Raw genomic sequence first — 17,389 nt, forward strand, 5'->3', positions numbered from 1 at the left:
TCCTTCCAATGCCTTGACGTTCAGGGCGCGGAGTCCACCACGGATGTCCGCACCGATCTCCAGCCCACGACGGTCCCTGCCGGCTCACCAGGGTAGTCCTTGAGCAGGATGTCCCGTTCCCCGATCACGAGTCCGGACACGGGATCGATGATGATGTCCTGCCGGGAACCTCCCCCGGGAATGGCCACGCCGATGGCGATCCCGGTCCTGCCGTCGACCGTTGCCTGTTTGTCCGCGACGGTGACGCCGGTGATGAGCGCGGCGGCCTTGTACATGGCGGCCCGCAGATCCGCGGGAACGACACCGGTGCGCAGGCTGTCCGCGATGGTAACGAAGGCCTCCAGCTCAGGAGATTTCCCGGCGCCTTTTGTCCGCTCGTAGATGAGGTCCAGTAGGGCCCGTGGATCCCTGGGCAGACTGTCCGTTTCCGTCAGTGGCGCCCCAATGATTCCTGCCTGTTCGCCCTCGTAGAAGACGCCCTTGTGGCCACGCTCCAGGCCGTACGGGGACCGCCCTTCCGGTCGTGCCTTCCGTATCTCGGCTTCCACGGCTTTGGCGGTTTCGCTGGAGAAGCTAACCGGGACGCTATCTTCACGGTTCCAGACCCATTCCCCGTCCCGGTCCGCCGGCACGTAGAGCTGCCCATTGGTCTTCTCCATCCAGGAGACCTGGCTTCCGTTCACTGCCGAGGTGCTGGCCCCGTAGACGGCGGTCGTTTCGATTTTCAGATACTGGCCCGGTCCCACCACCGGATCGGAAGTTCGGATGGTGGCCGCCGCAGCGTTGTTCAGGACTTCGACGGCTTCGGCGGTTGCTCCTGGACGGTTGGGCAGGACAACGTCAGCGGTCACGAGGACGCCCACGAGGAAAGCGGCGGCCGCGGAGGCCAGCGCGATGCGGCGGCGGATATGGATGACGCCCGCCTTCGGTAAGACGGGCGTGCTGGTGGACAAGGATCCGGGAAGGGAAGCTGATGAAGAAAAGCTGGTGACCGTTGCTAGTGGCGCTGTGGAGAGGATGCGTTGAAGGTCGACGGCGGCTCGTTGTGTATTGACGGGATCGCCATGGTCAGCGGCGTCGAGCGATCGAAGCAGGGTGTCAAAGTCTTGATTGCGGGTCATGGCGTGGGTGCCCCTTCGAGGGAGGGTTCTGACATTGGGGAGGGCTGGGGGAGATGTTCGGTAAGCAACCGAAGGGCCCTGCGGGCGCGGCTTAGTCGCAGACGGAACGCAACCGGTGAGATGTCGAGGACGGCTGCAGCCTGGGGCGCGTTGAGCTCTTCAAAGACGGCCAGGCCGAGTGCCTCTTGATGGACCTCGGAGAGGAGCCGCCACGCTCTCCCGAGGTCTACGCGGTCCATGACCAGTTCGGCGTCGTGATCAAGGCTCGAGACCAACGCGGCATCCGCGAGACGGACGCCGAGTGCTTGTCGCCGCTGCTCGCCGCGCTGTGAGTTCAGCAAGATATTCCGCGCTATGCCGAAAATCCATGCTCTCGCGTCGTCATGGATGCGAGGCAACTCATCGAAACGACGCCACACTACGAGGAACGTCTCCGCAACGACGTCCTCGGCGCGGTCCGGAATCTCACGGCGTTGAACGAACCGGAGCAGATCCTTGTAAACCGCCTCGTACAACAAAATGAAGGTCTGCTCCCGATCAGGAGCACGCGAAAGGTGACTCATAACCTATACCTGTCCGCCACCTGACCAAGTGTGTCGCAAAAGGCAGCAAGTGGCCTCACGTATATCGGCGCGTTCCCAAACGCCCGAAGATAAGCCTGGAGGCCAGAAACAGGCAGCTTTGTTTCAGCGGACCTTACGGAAAAACTCCCGTACGTCACCTACGAACAGGTCTGGGGCCTCCATGGCGGCGAAGTGGCCGCCACGGTCGAATTCGGACCAGTGCACCACCATGTGTTCGAGCTCGACAGTTCGCCGGATCGACGTATCCAGGGGGAACACAGCAACCCCGGTCGGCACCGGGGACCGTTCACTCGCGCCCCAGGCTCCGGCATGCGCGGTCTCATAGTAGCTGTTGGCCGAGGACCCGGCTGTGCCGGTCAGCCAATACAACATCACGTTGGTGAGCAACAGATCCCGGTCCACCGCGTCCTCGGGCAGTTCAGCGGCGGGGTCGGTCCACTCCTTGAATTTTTCCACGATCCAGGCCAGCTGCCCCACCGGAGAGTCGTGGAGCCCGTGCGCCAAGGTCTGAGGCCTGCTGATCTGGATCATGGCGTAGCCGGACTGCTCGGTCTCCAGATACTGCAGGTGCTCCAGCCGCTTCCGCTCGGCCTCGGTCAGCTCCGGCACCTCGTCAGGGTCAACCGCTGTGAATGCGGCGAGCCCGTTCGCGTGCACGCCAACCACCCTGCCGGGGTTGAGCCGGCCAAGCCCCGGGGAGATGACTGCTCCGGTGTCGCCGCCCTGTGCACCATAATGTTGGTAGCCCAGCCGCTTCATCAGCTCAGCGAACGCCCGGGTTACCCGGTTGGTGTCCCAGCCAACGTCGCTGGTGGGCCCGGAGAATCCGCTGCCGGGGATGGACGGGATCACCAGGTGGAACGCGTCCGCCGGATCTCCACCATGTGCCCTGGGATCCGTCAGGGGGCCGATGACATTCAGGAACTCAACGATGGAGCCGGGCCAGCCGTGGGTCATGATCATGGGCAATGCGTCCGGCTCGGGCGAGCGGACGTGGAGGAAATGGATGTTCTGTCCGTCGATCTCGGTAGTGAACTGGGGGTACTTGTTCATCTCCCGCTCGAAGACGCGCCAGTCGTAGCCATCGCGCCAGTACTCGGCCAGGCCTTTGAGGTAGCCGACAGGAACGCCGCGGCTCCAGCCGACGTCTGGCAGGTCGGCTGCCCACCGCGTCCTGGCGAGTCGGTCATGCAGGTCGTCCAGGTCTGCCTGGGGAATGTCGATAGTGAAGGGCAGGATCTCGTTGTTTTTCTCCATACAAAAAACTCTAGGAGGCAGCTAGGTCAGGTTCGGTCCTAGGTGATGGAATCCAGCGAGGTTTGGAGCCAATCCGGGCTTTCAGAGGTGGAGAAGTGAGAGGAATGCGGTGACGTGGGCGGCCATGTCCCCGTCGGGTGTGCGTGGCCGGTCCTTGAGTCCTTGGCACCACACGGTCCTGAACCTCGCCGAGAACCGGCGGCAGGGAACAATCCCTGCCGCCGGTTCTTTGGCCGTCTTTCTTGTTCAGGCCGCCTAGGCGGGGGTTCCGGTCACCGTCGTGCCGGACTTGGTGACGGTGTAGTCGATCGTGCCGCCGCCCCAGAAGTGGAAGGTCAGGGTGACGGGCTCGTCGTCCCTGATCTCCTTGAAGAAGTCAGGGGTGAGGCTGATCGTGCCCGCGTTGTAGTCGGGACGGAAGGTCACCCAGAACTCCTTGAACTCGGTCCACTCGTGGGGCCCGGCAGTGGTGCCGTCGGCGTACTTGGCCTCCATCGTGGAAAGCTCGTCGCCGTTGAACTCGGTCGGGATCGCGAAGCACGAGGAGTTGCAGGCCTCCCACTGGGACCAAGGTAAGCTGTCCGTGTTCCCGGTGAGGGCGGAGATCTGCGGCGTGTCGTAGGTGATGACGTGGATCTGCCACGGCACACCGTCCGAGAAGCGGGCCTCGATCGTGCTGTTCACGCCGTAGGCGCGGTCGCCGGCGAGGCGGGTGAGCGCGGCGGCGGTGAGGGTGAGCGTGTCGCCCTCAACGGTGTAGTCAGCGCCTTCGGCCAGTGCGGTGTCGCCGTGCCACAGGCCCGCGAACTCGAGGCCGTTGCGGTTGAGGGTGAGCGACTCGTCCGCGATGGTCCCGGCCTTCTCGAGGTAGATCGAGTCGAACGAGGTGGTGCCCGAACGCGTCGTCATCCCCGACTCCATGTACGAGCGCAAGAGCGGGTCGCGCCATTCGAGGGTGTTGCGGTTGAGGTACGAGCCGGCGTCCCAGAGCATCAAGGTCAACTTCTGCTCCCGGGCCTGGTACACGGTGGCCTCGAAGAACTTCAGCAGCTCGCCGTACTGCTGGGACTGGGGGACGCCAGGGCGCGTGTAGTCATAGCCGAGGACGCCCCACTCCCCGACGATGACCGGGATGTCGTTGTCGACAAAGGTGTCGTTCACGCGCTGGAAGGTGTTCTCCAGGTCCTGCTGGGTCGCCTCGTCGTAGGTGGTGACCCCGGCGACGTTGACGCCGAAGGGCCAGAACCCGTAGAAGTGGACGGTCGCGGCGATCATCGGGTCGTCGAGGGAGTCGATGGTGGCCTTGAGCGCATCCAGGTGCGGCTGCTCGGAGTTGGTGACCCACGTCGGCAGCACCAGGAGCCGGTCCTCGTTGTTGCCGCCGGTGGCGCGGACGGTCTCGTGGAAGGCGACGTTGAGCGTGGCGGTGTGGGCGTCCTTGTTGGCCTCGTCAGTGGGGAAATGCGGTTCGTTGATGCTCTCGAAGGACAGCTCGGACGGGTAGTACTTGAACCGCTCGGCGATCTGGGTCCACATCGAGTTGAACTTCGCCAACACGTTCTCGCGGTCGTCCGGCAGCTCCTTGGTAAACATCTGGTCGTGGATGTTGACCAGCACTTGGAGGTCGTTCGCGATCGCCCAGTCGACGACCTGCGCGACACGCTCCATGCGCTCGGGGGCGATCGTGTAGTCCGGTCCCGGGCCGGTGTGCTCGTAATCCCAGGCCACCGGGAGGCGGATCGAGTTGTAGCCCTCGGCTTTGATGGTCTGGAGGAGTTCCTCGGTGACCGGTGGGTTGCCCCAGGCGGTCTCACCGCCGGTACCGCCGAAGGCGTCGAGGCTGTTGCCGACGTTCCAGCCCGGCTGCATGGCCGCGACCTGCTCCATGGCGGTGAGCGGGGTGGCCGGCTCGCAGAGGTGGCCGTTGAGGCGGAACTCGGTCGGGTCGGTGTTCGCACCCGACCACGAACCGGTGAACCCGAACGACGTCGAACCGCCGGCGGCGAGCATGGCGTTGTAGCCCCGGCTGGCGGCCTTGGCCGATCCGGCCTTGCTCTTGTCCTTCGCGTTCCACATGTCGGTGACGCTCTGGCCGGTGGGCCAGGTCCACCCGAGGTCCCAGTTTTTGATCGGCTCGCCGAGGTTGGTGACCTCGACGTTGGCGTTAAAGCCGCCCGACCATTGGCCGGTGACCTTGTAATCGACCTCGCAGCCTTGGGCCGCTTGGGCGGTGACTGTGCCCAGGAATACGGTCGCCAGCAACGCGAGCACGGCGCCCATGACGGCGACCAGCCGCAGACGGGTTCTTCGATGGGGGTACAAACTCATGTGGGACTCTCCTTGACGGTTCGGGTTCTTGAAGTGAGCGAAGGCTCCGCCGTGCGAACGGCGGGTCTAAGTTTTGTCATACAGCTTTGTCGATCGTCATTACATAATCTGTCATTGTTCTACGAGCAGTTAGCATCTGGCTCGCCGCTACAGGAGACACGCCCTAGGCGTCCAGGAATCCTGCGTAGAACTCACGCAGTTCGTCTCCTCCGTTCTTCTTCCAGGTGGCGATGGCCCCGTCAAGCTCCGAAAGGCTCTTGCGCCCGCGGAGAATGTCCTTGGAGAGGTCATCGAACGGTTTCCCCAGGGACCCGAACTTGCTGGGCTCCTGGATCTGCAGGCCGTAGAAGAGGGGGTCAACCACGTAGGGGGCCTGGCGGATTTCCCAGTCCGTCTTGGCCTTCACGTAGCCGGGGTACTGGACCTGGTTGGTCACCGTGCTGGAGCTCACCAGAAACGCGTACGTGCTGGTGACTTCCGCCTTGCCCTTGGCCGTGGCCTGCGGAACGTTCTGTGCGTCGCGGGTGTAGTGGATGCCTTCAACGCCGTTGACGATCAGCATGTTCTCCTCCGTACCGAAGGGCGCGGCCGCAAAGTTGGCCAGGGCCAGCATTTCCTCAACCTTCGAAGGATCATCGGTCTTCTTGATGAAACTGAAGATGGCGGCGGGCGAGCCGCGGAACAACGTGGGCTTGCCGCCGTCAGGGGCAAAGAAGTCCATGGGCTGCATCTGGAACTTGGGGTTGCTGGGCAGGTTCAGGCCAAGGGCTCCATGCCAGCCACCAACCCCGTCGTTGGTCATCAGCGACGCGCCGGACCCAAAGCGCTGCCCCATCTTCTGGGTGTTACCGGCCACGGCGTCGGGGTGGACAGCGCCTGAAGCGTAGAGTTTTGCCCCCCATTCCAGGGCAGCCCGGTATTCGTCAGACTCGAACCTGCTCTGGAGCTTGCCGTCCACCAGTTTCCAGTTGTCCACGCCATGCATCAACTGCGCGCCCGTCCACACATCTTCAGAACCCCAGCGGTTCTTGGCCGGATCCGTGATTTCCTTGGCTATTGCGATGTATTCATCGGCGGACTTTGGCTGTTCCAGGCCCATTTCATCGAACAGGTCCTTACGGTAGAAGAAGGCGTTCCCGACCTGCTCGTTCGGGAACGGCAGCCCATAGAGGCCGCCCTCGAAACAGCTGTACTTCCAGGCAGCGGTGGGGAGATTTGCGAGGTTGGGGTACTTTTTGATCTTGTCGCCGGCAAGGTACTCGGAAAGGTCCGTGAAGAGGCCCTTGACTGCCTGTCCGAACCGCGGCGGGATGTTCCAGGACGGGATGACTATCCAGTCCGGCACGTCCTTGGGTGAGGCCAGTACTGTCTGGACTTTGTCTGCGTAGGTGTTTCCGTCACTGACCTGGAAGTTCAGCTTTGCGCCCAGCCGCTCGTTGACGGCCTGGTAGTAGCTGTTATCCGCCTGCGGGATTGCCCACCAGGCCGGGGTCATGACTGTATAGCTTCCGCCTTTACCCGGAACACCTTGGACTGACTTGACCAAGGTTGAGGGGATGCTGGTGAAGCCGGGCGCAGTACCGTTCACACTCGGGATGTCCGGCTTGACAATGTCGAGCGGGATGTAGCTGGGGATGAGCTTGGACGTGGCATCGGCCATCCCCGCGGACGTGGTGGCCTGCGGGGCCCCGCCACCGCTGCTGCATGAGGTGAGCGCAGGCAGGGCAGCAAAGGCCACGGCACCACCCACGAGGCTAAGGAAGGACCTGCGGCCCACGCCGGCGCGGCCCAGCTCCTTCAAGGACGCGCTGCCTTCCGGTGAGGCATTGTTTCCAAGCATGTTTGCACTCCTTTGTGTGGACATCTGTTGGCCTGACGCATGCGTAATTGCCGCGTCGGCTGCTGCCCTGCGCAGCTTTGCGACAGGGCAGCTAGGCCAGGAATCTGTCGAAGCGATTCGATTACTCAGCTTCCGGCTGCGTCTGCCGCGGACTGCATCGTTGTGAGGCGTAGTGCTGCTGGCAGAAGTCCGGAATGCGCCTCAAGGAGCTCGTCAGTCATGGCGCGGATCTGATCGAGTGTGAGCAGGGCGCTCGTCAACGGGTCGAGCATTACCGCGTGGTACACGTGTTCACGCACGCCTGTTAGCGCAGCTCTGACGGCGAGATCCTGTACGCCGATATTGGTTCTGTTGATGGCTGCGAGCTGAGCCGGCAGGTCGCCGACCGCAGTGGGTTGCACGCCATTCGCGTCCACCAAACAAGGCACCTCAACGCAGGCGGATTCCGGAAGATTCCCGATCAATCCGTCGTTCGGCACATTGCCGTAAACAACGCTCGGTGTTCCCGTCACGATCGAGTTGATGATGCTGGCGCCGTACTCGACCGAGGTGGCGAGGTTCGCTTTTAAATATTCGAGCTGGTCTTCGATTTCGCCCTGCTCATCATGGCTGGAACAGATTTCGTAGTAGTCCCAGCGTTGCGGAATGTATTCCAGAGTAAGGTCCGGCGACTTCCGGAAGTACGGCAGGTACTCGGACGCGTGGTGACTGGACTCGGTCTGGAAGAACCCGAAGGCGTCCATAATCGTCGTGCGTACTTGTTCGTTGCCCCCCTCGTAGTTGCTGGCAGCTTCAGCGGGCTCGCTGTGATCACCGTCGTCCTTTGCGAGGTTGTCTGCCCCCTGGCCTCGGAGGTGGCGGCTTTGCATGACCGCACGCAGGCCTGGATAGAGGTCTTCTTCGCCGCGGCGGAAACTGAGAATCCAGGCTTGATGGTTAATGCCGGCAGAGACAAAACTCACATCGTCGTAGGGAACATCGAGGGTCCTGGCCAGCATCCGCGTCGTCCCCTGGACACTGTGGCAGAGCCCGACGGCCTTAAGCCCTTTTGCGTTGAGGAATCCTGTGGCCATGGCCATCGGGTTGGCGTAGTTGATGAACTGCGCATTGGGGCACAATTCCAGAGCATCCGCTGCGATGGCTTCATACGAGTTGACGGAACGGAGGAATCGGAACACACCGCCCGGACCGACAGTATCCCCGACCGCTTGGTCTACACCGTATTTCCGCGGGATCTCAACGTCGTGCCTGTAGGAATCGATACCACCGACTTGGAAGGTAATGATAACGAAGTCAGCATCGAGGAGGGCCTCGCGGCGGTCGGTGGTCTCGACAATCCTGGCATCGAAACCATGGTGGGCTATGAGGGATCGGGCAGCATCAGCAGTGCGCGATAGCCGCTCCGGGTCAAGGTCCATCAAACACAGGGTGCTTGAACGGAGGGCCGGAAAACTCATCAGATCACCTATGAGGCGAAACGGAAACACGAACCCACCGGCACCGATGATCGTAATTTTTTGGGAAGAGGACGTTGTCATCCATCCAAGCTAGGCTGCAGACCAGAATCTCACTTCCGTTCCAAACGGCGAATGTTCCGGGATACTACGCTGGCCTGTATGTTTAGGGCCATGCCCGTCGAAACCCTGCTGCCAGAATCTCCTGACTCGGTCGAAATAACTGCGTCCCGGCTCGGGGTATGGCGAGGCGAGGTGCCTTCGATGCCGAGAGCGCACCGGCACGACGACCTTGAACTTAATTTCGTTCTGGACGGCGCCTTGGAGTATCTGTTCGGCGGCTCGCGGGTCAGAGTTGAAAGCGGTCAATTGGCGTTGTTCTGGGCGGCTACGCCCCATCAACTCATTGCTAAAGATGCGACGCCGAGCGACGTCTGTTGGCTGCACATTCCACTTGCCAAGGTTTTGAGCTGGGGGCTTCCCAACCGAAATCTCAACGAACTCCTCATGAATCAACTGATCGTTGTTCCAGCAGCCGCTGTCGAGCGGAACTTGGAATCAATGTTCAAGTCCTGGATAAGTGACTTGGAAAGCTGCGAGGGCGAGACGATTGCGCTCCTTGAGGCGCATGCGGTGACAAGACGGGCGCTGCAACACCATTTGCAGTCAAGCTCTGATGCCGACGAAAATCAAACCCTTCCTGCCGCGACAGGTGACTGCATGATGCGTGTTACTACGATGGCGCAGTTCATGACCACCCATTTCCGACAGAACATCTCGATGTCGGACATTGCCTCCTCCGCGCATTTAAGCCCAAACTATGCAATGACGCTGTTTCGTGACATGGTCGGCACGACGCTGGGCAACTATCTCACTCGTTGCCGGGTTGCTGAGGCCCAGCGACTGCTCATCACGACATCAATGACAACACTAGCCATCGCCCACGCGGCGGGATTCGGTTCGCAAAGCAGTTTCTACGACCACTTCACCCGCCTGTGCGGATCGTCACCAGGTACATACAGGCGGCAAAGAATATTACCTTGACCTGAGAGCACTGGTTGGGAACCTAAATCAAGGGCCACAAGTGGCGCTTCAGCCGGGCCTTTCAGTCAGGCCCTGACGCTCTGCACGGTGCCCATTGTCCTGGCTGCTTTGGGCTCGTCTGTATCCGCGCGTAGTAAATGCAGAGCTTCCGCTGCCGGTGTGCCGGGGTCGGCGGTGTACATCAGAATCCGGTGTCCTGACTCATCGTTTTGCGTCAGCACTTCAAAGTACAGCTCAAGGTCACCCACCTCAGGATGATGCATGTGCTTCAGGCCTGACATGCAGTTCACCACCGGATGCTTAGCCCACATCGTGGCGAACTCCGGGCTCTTCATGGTCAGTTCACCCACAAGGGCCGCCAGTTCAGGATCATCCGAAGACATACCGGCCAGAAGGCGAAGCGAAGCGACCGCGCGGGTGGCCTCCTTCTGCCAGTGCGGGTAGAGCTCCCTCGTGTGCGGATCCAGGAACAGCATCCGGGTCAAGTTCGGACGGGTCGATGGCGAATCGGGCGCGGCAAGATCCAGATGCCCGGCAACCAATCGGTGGCCAAGCGGGTTCCATGCCAGCACTTCGCTGCGGCGGCCCAAAACAACCGCTGGAGTGGTGAACATCGAGCGCACCAGGCGAACGGTTCCAGGCCTGGCCTTGTCCGGTTTGGCCAACGTGCGGCGTTTTGTTTTGCCGGGCCGGGCGAGGTTGAACAAGTGTGCGCGCTCATCGGTGTTCAGGCCCAGGGCCTGTGCAATGGAACCGATGACCGATTCGGAGGCGTTTGTGCTCAGTCCCTGCTCCAGCCGGGTGTAGTAGGTGTTACTGACTCCGGCCAGCATGGCCAGCTCTTCCCTTCGTAAACCGGGCACCCTGCGGATCCCGTAGTTCAAAAGGCCCACGTCCTCCGGCTGAAGGGCCGCCCTGCGGACGCGAAGGAACTCCCCAAGTTCGTTCAGATTACTCATGAACTCCAGTCTGCCGGTAACAGGAGTGATTGTCCTGTCACTGCCAGGGGTACCCACAGCGGGGTGTGGTTGATGTTGCCGTGTTCCTCGAAGCTGAGGATTGAGCCCGCCGCCTTGGCGGCCCGACAAGCGGACAAGGACCACCACATGACCACTCCATCCGAGACCATCGATCCAGGCGCACTACTGGGGCCAGCTGTTTCCAACACCTCATCGGCTCCTGGGATGAGCGGCAAACAGCGGCTAGCTCTGATCGTGCTCCTGACCGCAAGCTTTACGCTCGCCGTCGACTTCTCCATCCTCAACGTCGCCCTGCCCACCATCGGTGCCGACGTCGGCTTCAGCCTGGATAGCCTGCAGTGGATCGCCACGGCATTTTCCCTTTGTGCCGCAGGACTGACCCTCCTGTTCGGCAGGGTCGCCGACCTGGCTGGCAGGCGAAAGATGTTCCTCACTGGCATGGCGCTGCTGGGCGCGGCATCCCTGATGGGAGGTCTGGCGGTTGAGCCCGCCGTGCTGCTCATTGCCCGTGTAGGCCAGGGCGTCGCTACAGCCATGGTTGTGCCGGCGGCGCTGTCACTGCTGTTGGGCGCATTTCCGGAGGGCCCGCTGCGTGACAGGGCGCTGGGACTCAATGGGGCGCTCATGGCCGCAGGCTTCACCACGGGTGCCATCCTGGGCGGGCTCCTCACCGATATCTTCAGCTGGCGGTTGGCGTTCTTCATCAATATCCCGGTGGCAGTAGCCGTGCTGGCCATTGCGCCCGTCGTACTCGCTGAGAGCAGGCCGAACACCAAGACAAGACTGGACGTCCCCGGCGCCATCATGGTGACTCTTGGCCTCCTCGCCCTCGTTTTCGGTACGTCGCATGCTGCGGAGAACTCCTGGACAGATCCGCTAACGCTCGGTTCGTTGACCGCAGCAGCTGTTTTGTTCATTGCCTTCACCGCGGTGGAGCGACGGGCCGAATTCCCACTCGTGCCCCTGGCAATCCTCAAACGGTCCACCGTCGCTTGGGGCAACATCGCCGGTGTTCTGGCCTTCGTGACTGAGACGTCCCTGGTGTTCCTGCTGACCTTGTACCTCCAGCAGGTTCTTGGTTACACGCCCCTTGGTGCCGGACTCGCCTTTGCCGTGCTGGGCCTGGGCACCGTTCTGGGCGGAGTCCTTGGACCGAAGGTCATCGCCAAGGTAGGAAACAAGCAGGCTATCGTCTACGGCTTCCTGGTCCAGGCCATCGCGACAGCATCCCTGGTCATGCTGAGCAACCACGCCGCGGCCATTGCACTGCTTTTGGCCGCTACCTTTGTGGGCGGTGTTGCCAACCTGGTTGTCATAGTGGGCTTCATGGTCACAGCCACGTCCGGGCTGCCGGAGGGGGAGCAGGGCCTCGCCACAGGGTTGGCAACCATGAGCCAGCAGATCGGCATCACCATGGGCATCCCCGTCATGAGCGCCGTCTTTACTGCGCAGCTCGTGTCCCTGGGGTCTACCGATGGGCGGGCCGTACTCAGCGGAGTCACTCTGGCCATTGGGGTCAACGCAAGTCTCTGCCTTGCCGCAGCGCTGATGGTGGCGCTGTTCCTCAAGAAGCCGCGGAAAGCTTGCACCTAAGGGCGCGATGAGCCTGGATCCTCACGGCGGTTCCCTCTGTTGGCGCGGCGTACCGTCCACATAACAATGAGGGTCACTGCAACGATGACAACTACCGCCACCACCAGCATCGCCAGGAATAAAACTACGTGCCAGCCTTCAAGCCTCATGGATCCCCATTTCCAGTCGCATGCCTTGCGCGGACGCTATCCGTCGTGGGGTTCAGTATGACGCAGAAACGGCGGGACGCGGCGACCAGGATCCCAGGTTTTATGAACGTGAGGCCACGTCCGTCTCGCGAGCCCGTCCGTAGCGGGTGAGTCCGCGGGGCTTGTAGACGGAAAGCACTGTGGCCACGAGCAGAACCAACAGTGCGGCCCCGGCGTCGACCAACAGTTGGGTTCGCATCCCCGTCATTTCGCCCGGGGAGAGCTCAGACCCCGTAGCTGTGTGGGCCATCGCGGTGACCGGCTGCAAGTGGAGGAGCAAGAAAGCAGTGGCCAGGGCTGTGACTATGAGTTTGATGACCACCCAGTAGCGACGGAAAAGGCCCCACGCCGTGCCAAGCGCCTGAACGATGCCGGTGATCAGAGAGGCGAGACTCAGCGGAAGAATGACGAACCATCCCAGGAGGTCCATCCCCAGATAAGCCGCACGAACCAGCTGGGGGTCAGCGCTGAGCAAGCCCGCGAGGGACAGGGCGAGGAAAGAGGCTACGGCTCCGAGCCAGCCGACTGAAAAGACGACGTGGGCGGTCAGCATGAGTTTTCGCAGGCCCCCGGGCATCACTGTCACGGTGTATGGCTTGCCATTCCGCCCCCAGCCAGGTGCACAATGACGAAGACGGCCACGAGGATCGGGGCTGCGATCATAAAGCCTTTGACCCAACGCGGTGTTCCCTGCTGAGGGCCACGGGCGATGGAGTGATGCTTCTCTTCGGGCGATTTGGCGGGCTCAGTTGGTTCAGCCATTGCCGCAACTCCTCAATAGACTCCGGCGGGTTTTATAAGACAGTATGTATCCTATCCGACGGCCTGTATATAGGGGCGTCAGGTTGTATACTCCGTAGATGCCGAAGCTCTGGAACACGACAGTTGAAAGCCACCGGCAGGCAGTGAGAGAAGCGATTTTGGACGCCGCTGCAACGTTGGTGGCGGAGCACGGACTGTCCTCGCTGAAGATGTCGCAGGTAGCCCAGTCTGCCGGCATCGGACGAGCCACTCTGTATAAGTACTTCCCTGACGTGGATGCCATTCTGGCGGCCTGGCATGAACGTCAAATCCACAGCCATCTGCAGCAACTGGCCGAGGTTCGGCAGCATAATGAGGGCCCGGCCCGCCAGCTCGAGGCCGTCCTGGCGACCTACGCCCTGATCGCGCATTCGCACCGTAGCGGCGAAGAAGCTGCCCAGTTGCATCGGGGGCCGCATGTAGGTCACGCTCGGCAGCACCTCAATGACTTCCTCACGGAGCTGATTCAGGAAGGGGCTGAGGCTGCGGTATTCCGGAGTGACGTTGCCCCGAACGAGCTGGCTGCCTACTGCCTTCATGCCCTGGAAGCGGCTGCGGGGATGAGCAAACGGGAGGCTATTGCCCGCTTGGTGAAAGTCACCCTTGCAGGGCTGCAGCCGCCACTGCCCGCCGGTGAGTCCGTTCAATGAACGACGGCGGGCAGCGGCTGACAGCGTAAGCTGCGGCAGTTGGTCAGAGGGTACCCAGCAGGTTCCGCATTTCGACGATCTCCGCTTCCTGCGCGGTCACGATCACCTTGCTGAGACTCACGGCGTCGGGGTTCACCCCGTCTGCTGCTTCAGCTTTGGCCATGGTCACAGCGCCTTCGTGGTGGGTGATCATCTGGCTCAGGAAGAGCTTCGCAGCTTCCGTCCCCTGAGCGGCTTCCAGCTTTGCCATATCCGCTTCGCTCATCATGCCCTCCATGCCGTGCCCGGCGTGGGCAGTGGCGGATTCATTCCAGTTCTTCAGCCACCCGGTCATCGTTTCGATCTCCGGACCCTGGGCGGCCTTGATCTTGGTGGCGAGGTCCCTCACTGGAGCCGGGATGTCCTGCTTTTCCAGGACCATGTCGCTCATTTCCACAGCTTGGGCATGGTGCGGAATCATCATCTGGGCAAACATGGTGTCGGCCGCGTTGTGGAGCACGGCGGAGGCGGTTGCAGTGTCGGATGGAGAGCCGGCAGCAGTGCTGTGACCGGTCATGTTGTGCCCGCCGGATCCGGAATCAGCTGCACAGCCCGCGAGGGCAAGCGTAGCGGCGAGGGCGGTGGCGGACATGGTCAAAAACGTCTTCTTGTTCATCAGTCAGATCCTTCGAGTTTCAGGTGTGGCGTTTGCGCCGTCGGGGTGGTCCAAGTCATCAGTGCGATCACGGGCCGTTTTTATGTCCGACTGATTGACAGCTCGCCTGGAGAAGGGCTCGAAGGGTGGAAAGCCCAGTAGGCAGTTGCCTGGTTCGCCCTGGCATCGGTGTTGACGCCCACCCAGGTGCTGCCTGGAAACGGTGCCGCCAGGGTGGTTGTGTTCGTGGAGAGCGTGCAGGACGCCGCGGCCGCCTCCATGCTGGTGCAGTCCCCTGAGCACGAGCAACGTTCCATCGACCATGCGGCAGCCACATCCGGGACCGTGGTGTGAGCGTGGACTGATGCGTCATGCTGGGAGACCGTCTGCTGGTGAGCCGTTCCCTGATGATGGGCCGAGTGCGCGGGGCTTACGACGTGCATGCCGAAGATGCCGGCGATGATCGAGAGAACCGCGGCGAGCAGGCCCATCCTGCGCAGGAACGCCATGGCGTTATCTGTCCTGTTGCGGTTCATGGCGTTCCTCCTTCCAAAGATTCAGGCGGTTTCAAGGCTACCGTCCTGGATGCTGGCTTACTGTTCATCAACGACGGCGTCAGGCACCTTGGGGCTGCTTACCGTACCTGAGCGGGGTTCAATTTCACCCGCCGCAGCAGTTGCGCATTCAACGCCACCACGATGGTCGAGGCTGACATGAGGACGGCACCGGCAGCCGGGGAGAGCGAAACTCCGGCGAAGGCCAGCACCCCAGCAGCCAGCGGGACGGCGAGGACGTTGTAGCCGGTGGCCCACACTAGGTTCTGCCACATCTTCGCGTAGCTCGCGCGGGACAGGTCCACCATGGAGAGCACCGCCCGGGGATCGTTGCCGGCAAGGACCACTCCCGCCGACTCCATCGCGACGTCGGTGCCGGCCCCGATGGCGATGCCCACCTCTGCCCGCGCCAGAGCGGGAGCATCGTTGACGCCGTCGCCCACCATCGCAACTTTCAGACCGCGGGCCTGAAGTTCTGCCACTTTCTTGTCCTTGTCTGCCGGCAGGACTTCAGCGAAGACTTCGTCGATACCCAGCTCGGATCCAACAGCCTGCGCTACCTGCTTCGCATCTCCGGTGATCATGGCCACCTTGACGCCGCGGTCCTGCAGGGCCTTCACGGCTTGCCGCGATTCAGTGCGTACGGCGTCCTCGAGACTCACGGCGCCAAGGACCTTTCCGTCGTCGACAACGTGCAAAACGGCAGCGCCGCGGTCCATCCAAACCCGGGTTGCCCGGGACAGTTCCTCAGGCTCGGTGATCCCCAGTTCGCGGAGCAACGCCGGGCCGCCCACCTGAATGCTGCGGCCATCCACCGTGGCGCGAACACCCCTCCCGGTCATGGAAGTGAAGCCTGTGGCCCGGGGAATGTTCAGAGATTCTCGTTCAGCGGCGCGAACCACTGCACGCGCCACCGGATGTTCGCTGTCGGACTCCACCGCGGCTGCCAGCGCCAGCAATTGATTCCGGCTGACACCGTCTGCCCCCGCGGCGTCTTTAAGCTCCGGCTCGCCTTTGGTAAGCGTTCCCGTCTTGTCGAACAGGACGACGTCCACCGTCCGCATGCGCTCCAACGCCATCCGGTTCTTGATCAGCACCCCGGCCCGGGCGGCCTGTTCGGTAGAGATCGCGATGACCAGCGGGATGGCAAGGCCAAGAGCGTGCGGGCAGGCGATCACCAGCACTGTAACGGTCCGGGTGACGGCGTCGGGGACGCTCCCAAACAGCGTCCAAGCGATGAACGTGATGATGCCTGCGACGGCGGCGAAGTAGAAGAGGAACGCTGCCGCCCTGTCCGCGAGGGCCTGTGCCCTCGACGACGACGCCTGTGCTTCCGCGACCAGGCGTTGGATGCCGGCAAGGGCAGTGTCCTCACCGATTGCCGTAACCCGGACCCTGACCGCGTTGTCTGTGGCAACCGTTCCGGCGATGACCCGGTCACCCGGGGTGCGGGAAACAGTTTTGGATTCGCCCGTGATCATCGATTCGTCGAATTCGGCTTGGCCATCAATAACAGTGCCGTCCGCAGGCATCCGCGCTCCGGAGCGCACGAGGACGACGTCGCCGGCCCTGAGTTCGGCGACGCCGACTGTTTCCGTGCCTGAGTCAGTGACCCGCTCGGCCTCGTCAGGAAGCAGGGCGGCCAGGGCATCAAGGGCACCTTGTGCGGAACCGAGGGCGCGCATTTCGATCCAGTGCCCCAACAGCATGATGGCCACCAGCAGGGCCAATTCCCACCAGAAGTCGAGGTCAAATCCGCCAATGCCAAGGCTCGTGGCCCAGGACGCTACAAATGCGACACTGATGGCCATGCCGATCAGCAGCATCATGCCGGGCCGCCGGGACTTCAGTTCCTTGAGGCCGCCCTTGAGGAAGGGGTGGCCGCCGTAAAGAAAAATGACAGTTCCCAGTACCGGCGGGATCCAGCTCGATCCGGGAAAGACCGGCGCCATGTAGCCGAGCAGATGCCCTACCATCGGGCTGAAGTACACCACCGGTAGTGACAGGGCCAGGGTCAGCCAGAACCTGTTCTTGAACATCGCAGTGCTGTGCCCGGCGTGCTGGCCGTGGCTGTGAACCACGTGGTCATCGTCGTTGGTATGTGCCTCGTGGGCCTGGGCTTCATGACCGTGGGTGTCATTAGTCTGGTGGCTTCGGGTGGTTTCAGGGCCGGGCTCATGGTGCTGATGCTCACCGTGGTGTTGGTGGCCATTTGCGGCGGCCATGGTGGTTCCGGGGGCAGCTGGCTCCTGCAGCCCTTTTGCGTCTTCTGTTCCGCGCATGTCAGGTCCATTCCTAGAAGAAGTTATGGCGCTGGGGTTGAACGGCTGTGACGGCCGGGGGCCCGGCCTGGACATACCA

Annotated in this window: 17 protein-coding genes; 4 read left to right on the plus strand and 13 right to left on the minus strand. The window is 62.2% G+C overall.

What is annotated here, in order from left to right; all coding sequences use genetic code 11:
* Positions 1–20: 20 nt before the first annotated feature.
* The 3 genes from M1E02_RS01870 to M1E02_RS01880 form a co-directional block, all read right to left on the minus strand.
* On the minus strand, positions 21–1,121 hold the full coding sequence (locus tag M1E02_RS01870; RefSeq protein WP_479376473.1) for a CU044_5270 family protein: 1,101 nt from the start codon (positions 1,119–1,121) through the stop codon (positions 21–23).
* Positions 1,118–1,684: an RNA polymerase sigma factor gene (locus tag M1E02_RS01875; protein WP_479376474.1), complete on the minus strand. Its 567-nt coding sequence runs from the start codon at positions 1,682–1,684 to the stop codon at positions 1,118–1,120. The genes M1E02_RS01870 and M1E02_RS01875 overlap by 4 nt, the downstream gene beginning before the upstream one ends.
* A 123-nt stretch (positions 1,685–1,807) precedes the next feature.
* Positions 1,808–2,962 (minus strand): epoxide hydrolase family protein, encoded by a 1,155-nt coding sequence (locus M1E02_RS01880; RefSeq protein ID WP_479376475.1) that lies wholly within the window; start codon positions 2,960–2,962, stop codon positions 1,808–1,810.
* A gap of 109 nt (positions 2,963–3,071) precedes the next feature.
* On the opposite strand from M1E02_RS01880, the gene M1E02_RS01885 reads away from it, so the two are divergent.
* Positions 3,072–3,221, plus strand: a complete 150-nt coding sequence (locus tag M1E02_RS01885; RefSeq protein WP_479376476.1) for a hypothetical protein — start codon at positions 3,072–3,074, stop codon at positions 3,219–3,221.
* Here M1E02_RS01885 and M1E02_RS01890 read toward each other — a convergent pair.
* The 3 genes from M1E02_RS01890 to melA all read right to left on the minus strand — a co-directional run bounded on the left by M1E02_RS01890 (position 3,218) and on the right by melA (position 8,668).
* Positions 3,218–5,290: a cellulase family glycosylhydrolase gene (locus M1E02_RS01890; RefSeq protein WP_479376477.1), complete on the minus strand. Its 2,073-nt coding sequence runs from the start codon at positions 5,288–5,290 to the stop codon at positions 3,218–3,220. The genes M1E02_RS01885 and M1E02_RS01890 overlap by 4 nt on opposite strands.
* A gap of 163 nt (positions 5,291–5,453) precedes the next feature.
* Entirely contained in the window at positions 5,454–7,130 is a 1,677-nt protein-coding gene (locus tag M1E02_RS01895; protein WP_479376478.1) for an extracellular solute-binding protein, read from the minus strand.
* A 125-nt stretch (positions 7,131–7,255) separates the two neighbouring features.
* Positions 7,256–8,668, minus strand: a complete 1,413-nt coding sequence (melA, locus tag M1E02_RS01900; protein WP_479376479.1) for an alpha-galactosidase — start codon at positions 8,666–8,668, stop codon at positions 7,256–7,258.
* A gap of 90 nt (positions 8,669–8,758) precedes the next feature.
* Between melA and M1E02_RS01905 the strand changes: the two genes are divergently transcribed.
* The gene (locus M1E02_RS01905; protein ID WP_479376480.1) at positions 8,759–9,628 is read left to right on the plus strand and encodes a helix-turn-helix domain-containing protein; all 870 of its coding nucleotides are present in this window, start codon (positions 8,759–8,761) and stop codon (positions 9,626–9,628) included.
* 65 nt (positions 9,629–9,693) lie between these two features.
* On the opposite strand, the gene M1E02_RS01910 is transcribed toward M1E02_RS01905, so the two are convergent.
* The gene (locus M1E02_RS01910; protein WP_479376481.1) at positions 9,694–10,587 is read right to left on the minus strand and encodes a helix-turn-helix transcriptional regulator; all 894 of its coding nucleotides are present in this window, start codon (positions 10,585–10,587) and stop codon (positions 9,694–9,696) included.
* A 225-nt stretch (positions 10,588–10,812) separates the two neighbouring features.
* Here M1E02_RS01910 and M1E02_RS01915 point away from each other — a divergent pair, with 225 nt between their 5' ends.
* Entirely contained in the window at positions 10,813–12,201 is a 1,389-nt protein-coding gene (locus M1E02_RS01915; protein WP_479378035.1) for an MFS transporter, read from the plus strand.
* On the opposite strand, the gene M1E02_RS01920 is transcribed toward M1E02_RS01915, so the two are convergent.
* The 3 genes from M1E02_RS01920 to M1E02_RS01930 all read right to left on the minus strand — a co-directional run bounded on the left by M1E02_RS01920 (position 12,198) and on the right by M1E02_RS01930 (position 13,151).
* The gene (locus tag M1E02_RS01920) at positions 12,198–12,350 is read right to left on the minus strand and encodes a hypothetical protein (RefSeq protein ID WP_479376482.1); all 153 of its coding nucleotides are present in this window, start codon (positions 12,348–12,350) and stop codon (positions 12,198–12,200) included. The two genes, M1E02_RS01915 and M1E02_RS01920, sit on opposite strands and share 4 nt — an antisense overlap.
* Positions 12,351–12,450: 100 nt before the next feature.
* Entirely contained in the window at positions 12,451–12,975 is a 525-nt protein-coding gene (locus tag M1E02_RS01925) for a DUF2269 domain-containing protein (protein WP_479376483.1), read from the minus strand.
* Positions 12,972–13,151 carry a hypothetical protein gene (locus tag M1E02_RS01930; RefSeq protein WP_479376484.1) on the minus strand — a complete coding sequence of 60 codons (180 nt, stop codon included), beginning with the start codon at positions 13,149–13,151 and terminating at the stop codon, positions 12,972–12,974. Before M1E02_RS01930 ends, M1E02_RS01925 begins: the two co-directional genes overlap by 4 nt.
* Before the next feature lie 98 nt (positions 13,152–13,249).
* Between M1E02_RS01930 and M1E02_RS01935 the strand changes: the two genes are divergently transcribed.
* Positions 13,250–13,840: a TetR/AcrR family transcriptional regulator gene (locus M1E02_RS01935; RefSeq protein ID WP_479376485.1), complete on the plus strand. Its 591-nt coding sequence runs from the start codon at positions 13,250–13,252 to the stop codon at positions 13,838–13,840.
* Between the two features lie 43 nt (positions 13,841–13,883).
* On the opposite strand, the gene M1E02_RS01940 is transcribed toward M1E02_RS01935, so the two are convergent.
* The 3 genes from M1E02_RS01940 to M1E02_RS01950 all read right to left on the minus strand — a co-directional run bounded on the left by M1E02_RS01940 (position 13,884) and on the right by M1E02_RS01950 (position 17,253).
* The gene (locus M1E02_RS01940; RefSeq protein WP_479376486.1) at positions 13,884–14,495 is read right to left on the minus strand and encodes a DUF305 domain-containing protein; all 612 of its coding nucleotides are present in this window, start codon (positions 14,493–14,495) and stop codon (positions 13,884–13,886) included.
* A gap of 80 nt (positions 14,496–14,575) precedes the next feature.
* Positions 14,576–15,010, minus strand: coding sequence for a DUF6153 family protein (locus M1E02_RS01945; protein ID WP_479376487.1), 435 nt, complete (start codon positions 15,008–15,010; stop codon positions 14,576–14,578).
* Positions 15,011–15,108: 98 nt separating this feature from the next.
* Entirely contained in the window at positions 15,109–17,253 is a 2,145-nt protein-coding gene (locus M1E02_RS01950) for a copper-translocating P-type ATPase (RefSeq protein ID WP_479378036.1), read from the minus strand.
* Positions 17,254–17,389: the final 136 nt, after the last annotated feature.

It is taken from the genome of Arthrobacter sp. Z5-13, from assembly GCF_056499105.1.